A 3420-nucleotide genomic window follows, 5' to 3' on the forward strand; every position below is an offset into this window, starting at 1 on the left:
CCCGGTGGCCGCATCGCCTTCACCAGCGGCGCGACCGAGGCGCTGAACTGGGCGATCAAGGGCACCGCCGGGCCGATCACGACGCTCGCCACCGAACACGCCGCCGTCCTCGACACCGCGGCGGCGGAAGCAGCGCAGGGGCGCGACGTGACGATCCTGCCGGTCGGCGCAGACGGGATCGTCGACAGCGTCCCATCCGGCGCAGGCGTCGTCGCCGCGATGCTCGTCAACAACGAGATCGGCGTGATCCAGCCGATCGCCGCGCTTGCCGAGGCCGCGCACGCCGCCGGCGCGCTGATGCTGGTCGACGCGGTCCAGGGCTATGGCCGCGTAGCAATCCCCGACACCGTCGACCTGATCGCAATCTCCGCGCACAAGATCCACGGTCCCAAGGGCATCGGCGCGCTGTGGATCCGCGACGGCGTCACGCTCGCTCCGCTCATGCACGGCGGCGGGCAGGAAGCGCCCGGCCGTTCGGGCACGCTGTCGCCCGCCCTGTGCGCCGGCTTCGGCGTCGCCGCGCAACTGATGGCCGACCGCAGGGACCAGGACGCCGCGCATGTCGAGCGCCTCTGGGCGCTCGCCCGCGACCGGCTCGGCCCCGGCTGGACGATCAACGGCGCCACCGACCCGCGCTATCACGGCAATCTCAACGTGCGGCGCGAGGGGCTCGACGTGAACCGGCTGATGTCCGACCTGCGCGACATCGCCTTTTCCGCAGGCTCGGCCTGTGCGAGCGGGTCGGGGCGGTCGAGCCATGTGCTCCGCGCGATCGGGCTGAGCGAGACCCAGGCCCGGTCGAGCATCCGCCTCGGCTTCGGCCGCTACACCACCGAAACAGACCTCGCCGCCGCGATCGACGCGATCGCGGCCGCGGCGGAAGGGCAATGGCCATGATCGTCCGCTTCCCATGATTGTCCACTTCATCGCCCGCGACGGCAGCATGCGCAGCGTCGCCGCCACCCCCGGCGACCGGCTGCTCGACGCCGCCCAGGCGGACGGCCAGCCGCTCGAGGGCACGTGCGAGGGCCAGCTTGCCTGCGCGACCTGCCATGTCATCGTCGACGCCGCCGATGTCGCCCGGTTGCCGCCGGCGAGCGCGGACGAGGAGGACATGCTCGATCTCGCCCCCGGCGCGACCCGGACCAGCCGGCTCGCCTGCCAGATCCGCCTGACCGAGGCGCTCGACGGACTGACGGTGCGCATCCCCGGCTGACCGACCAAGCGAACCTTACAGAATGACAACGGCCGGTTCAGCGTCGAGCCACGGCGGTTCGGCGATCAAGCCCCCACCGCCCCAGTATACGGGGCATTGATACAGCCCCGCTGCCCGGGGCTCGAGTGGAGTAGCTCTCATGAGGATCATCGCTTTCTTCGCCGCTGGCGCCCTGGCCGCCGGTACCCTGGTCGCAGCGGCCCCCGCGGACGCACAGCGTTACGGCTGGGACGGGCCGCGCGGCGGCGGGCATCATGACCGCGGCTGGCATGGCCCGCGCCATCGCTATGACGGCTATCGGGATGGCGGTTACCGGGGCGGCTACCGGGGCGGGTACCGGGATGGATATCGCGGCGGCTATCGCGGGCACCACGGCGGCTATCGCGCGCATTACGGCTATGGCGGGCCGCGTGGCTATGGCCGCTCGCGCGTCGTGTGCCGGATCCAGCGCGGCTATTACGGCCCGGTTCGCCGCTGTTTCCGTCGTTGATACGGAACCGTAATGAGGCGGCGCGAGTTTGCTAACATAGGTTATGGGATTCACGCGAATCCAGACCGCTCAGGAGACTTTCCATGAAGTTGTTTACCCTCGCCGCCGCCGGTCTCGTTGCGCTCACCGGCCTCGCGCCCGTCGGCTTCGCCGCCGAGGCATCCGCACAGCGCACCGTCGTCCATGAGCGGACCGTCGTCCGTCACAACGACAACCGTCCCGGCGTCCGTCATCGTACGCGCACGCGTCAGGTCTGCCGCAACGTGGTCCGCAACCATCATCGCCAGCGCGTCTGCCGCACGGTTCGCGTCAACCGCTAAAAACGGGCCTTCCCCAGGATCAGGCCGTAAAGCGGCTTGATCATCCCGTCCGACCCCGCCATATGCGCAGCGGGAGTCGGGCGGACGGGGTCGTCGCCAACTTGGTCAGATCCGGAAGGAAGCAGCCACAACGATTTCGCCCCGGGTCGTCCCGGCTCCCACCGCGAACATTTGCAAGCAAATGTGAGCGCGGCCAGCGGCGCACAGCGCCGTCTGACGACACGGCGTCGCCGTGGCGCCCCTACCTTCGCCGCCAAACCCCTGATCCCAAACAGCTTTCGCAAAGACGTTCCCGAAACGTTCCATTTCGCTGTAAATCTGCCCGCGTTTGTGGTACGCCGCACCATGGCCCAGATCGTTCCCAGTTCCGGCCCTCGATACGCCGTCCCGAACGGCCGCATCCCGACCTCGCGCTGCACCGCGACGACGCCCGATGTCGACCCGACGCCCAATGTTGAATCGCGCTATCGTCTCAACATTCGCAACATTCGCGGTCCCGGCCATGCCCTTCGACACCGGACCCGACAGCCGCTATGACGACCGCAATGTCAGATTCCTTCGACCTGGGCGAACCGCCGCAGCCGGCTGCTAAGGCGGATGTCGCGTACCGCGTGCTCGCGCGCAAATACCGCCCGCAGACCTTTTCCGAGCTTATCGGGCAGGACGCGATGGTCCAGACGCTCGGCAACGCGATCAAGCGCGACCGGCTGGCGCATGCCTTTCTGATGACCGGCGTGCGCGGGGTCGGCAAGACGTCGACCGCGCGCCTGATCGCCAAGGCGCTCAATTGCATCGGTCCGGACGGGCAGGGTGGTCCGACGATCGACCCGTGCGGCGTCTGCGAACCCTGCCGCGCGATCGCCGAGGGCCGCCATATCGACGTGATCGAGATGGACGCCGCGAGCCATACCGGCGTCGACGACGTCCGCGAGATCATCGACGCGTCGCGCTATTCGGCGGTCACCGCGCGCTTCAAGATCTACATCATCGACGAAGTCCACATGCTGTCGAAGAACGCGTTCAACGCGCTTCTGAAAACGCTGGAGGAACCGCCCGCGCATGTGAAGTTCCTGTTCGCGACGACCGAAGTGAACAAGGTGCCGGTGACGGTCCTGTCGCGCTGCCAGCGCTTCGACCTGCGCCGCATCTCGGCGGAACAGCTCGCCAGGCACTTCGCCTGGGTGTCGACCGAAGAGGGCGTCGTCGCCGAGCCCGAGGCGCTGATGCTGATCGCACGCGCCGCGGAAGGGTCCGCGCGCGACGGCCTGTCGATCCTCGACCAGGCGATCGCGCATGCCGGGCTCGAAGGTGGCGGCGTCACCGCGGACGCGGTGCGGCAGATGCTCGGCCTGTCCGATCGCGGCGCGGTGCGCGACCTGCTCGGACTGATCCTG

General features: G+C 68.9%; 5 protein-coding genes and 1 other RNA gene. All 6 read left to right on the forward strand.

The annotated features are described in order from the left end of the window. Nucleotides 1-897 (forward strand): cysteine desulfurase family protein (locus sphsw_RS16105; protein ID WP_031441520.1); only part of this gene is annotated, 897 nt, incomplete at its 5' end. A gap of 13 nt (nt 898-910) precedes the next feature. After that, on the forward strand, nt 911-1216 hold the full coding sequence (locus tag sphsw_RS16110) for a 2Fe-2S iron-sulfur cluster-binding protein (RefSeq protein WP_031441521.1): 306 nt from the start codon (nt 911-913) through the stop codon (nt 1214-1216). Nucleotides 1217-1355: 139 nt separating this feature from the next. Continuing rightward, nucleotides 1356-1706 (forward strand): hypothetical protein, encoded by a 351-nt coding sequence (locus tag sphsw_RS16115; RefSeq protein WP_052380984.1) that lies wholly within the window; start codon nt 1356-1358, stop codon nt 1704-1706. A gap of 83 nt (nt 1707-1789) precedes the next feature. Continuing rightward, complete coding sequence (locus tag sphsw_RS16120; protein ID WP_031441523.1) at nt 1790-2026, forward strand: hypothetical protein; 237 nt, start codon at nt 1790-1792, stop codon at nt 2024-2026. 70 nt (nt 2027-2096) lie between these two features. Next, an RNA gene (ffs, locus tag sphsw_RS19040) (signal recognition particle sRNA small type) lies at nt 2097-2190 on the forward strand. Nucleotides 2191-2571: 381 nt separating this feature from the next. Next, a partial coding sequence (gene dnaX / locus sphsw_RS16125; RefSeq protein WP_042467553.1) for a DNA polymerase III subunit gamma/tau occupies nt 2572-3420 on the forward strand: 849 nt, incomplete at its 3' end.

The organism is Sphingomonas sp. FUKUSWIS1 (assembly GCF_000733135.1).
Lineage (GTDB): Bacteria > Pseudomonadota > Alphaproteobacteria > Sphingomonadales > Sphingomonadaceae > Sphingomonas > Sphingomonas aerolata.

Coding starts and splice junctions, on each gene's coding strand:
- sphsw_RS16120 (WP_031441523.1), top strand. CDS start 1,790: ATGAAGTTGTTTACCCTCGCCGCCGCCGGTCTCGTTGCGCTCACCGGC.
- sphsw_RS16115 (WP_052380984.1), top strand. CDS start 1,356: ATGAGGATCATCGCTTTCTTCGCCGCTGGCGCCCTGGCCGCCGGTACC.
- sphsw_RS16110 (WP_031441521.1), top strand. CDS start 911: ATGATTGTCCACTTCATCGCCCGCGACGGCAGCATGCGCAGCGTCGCC.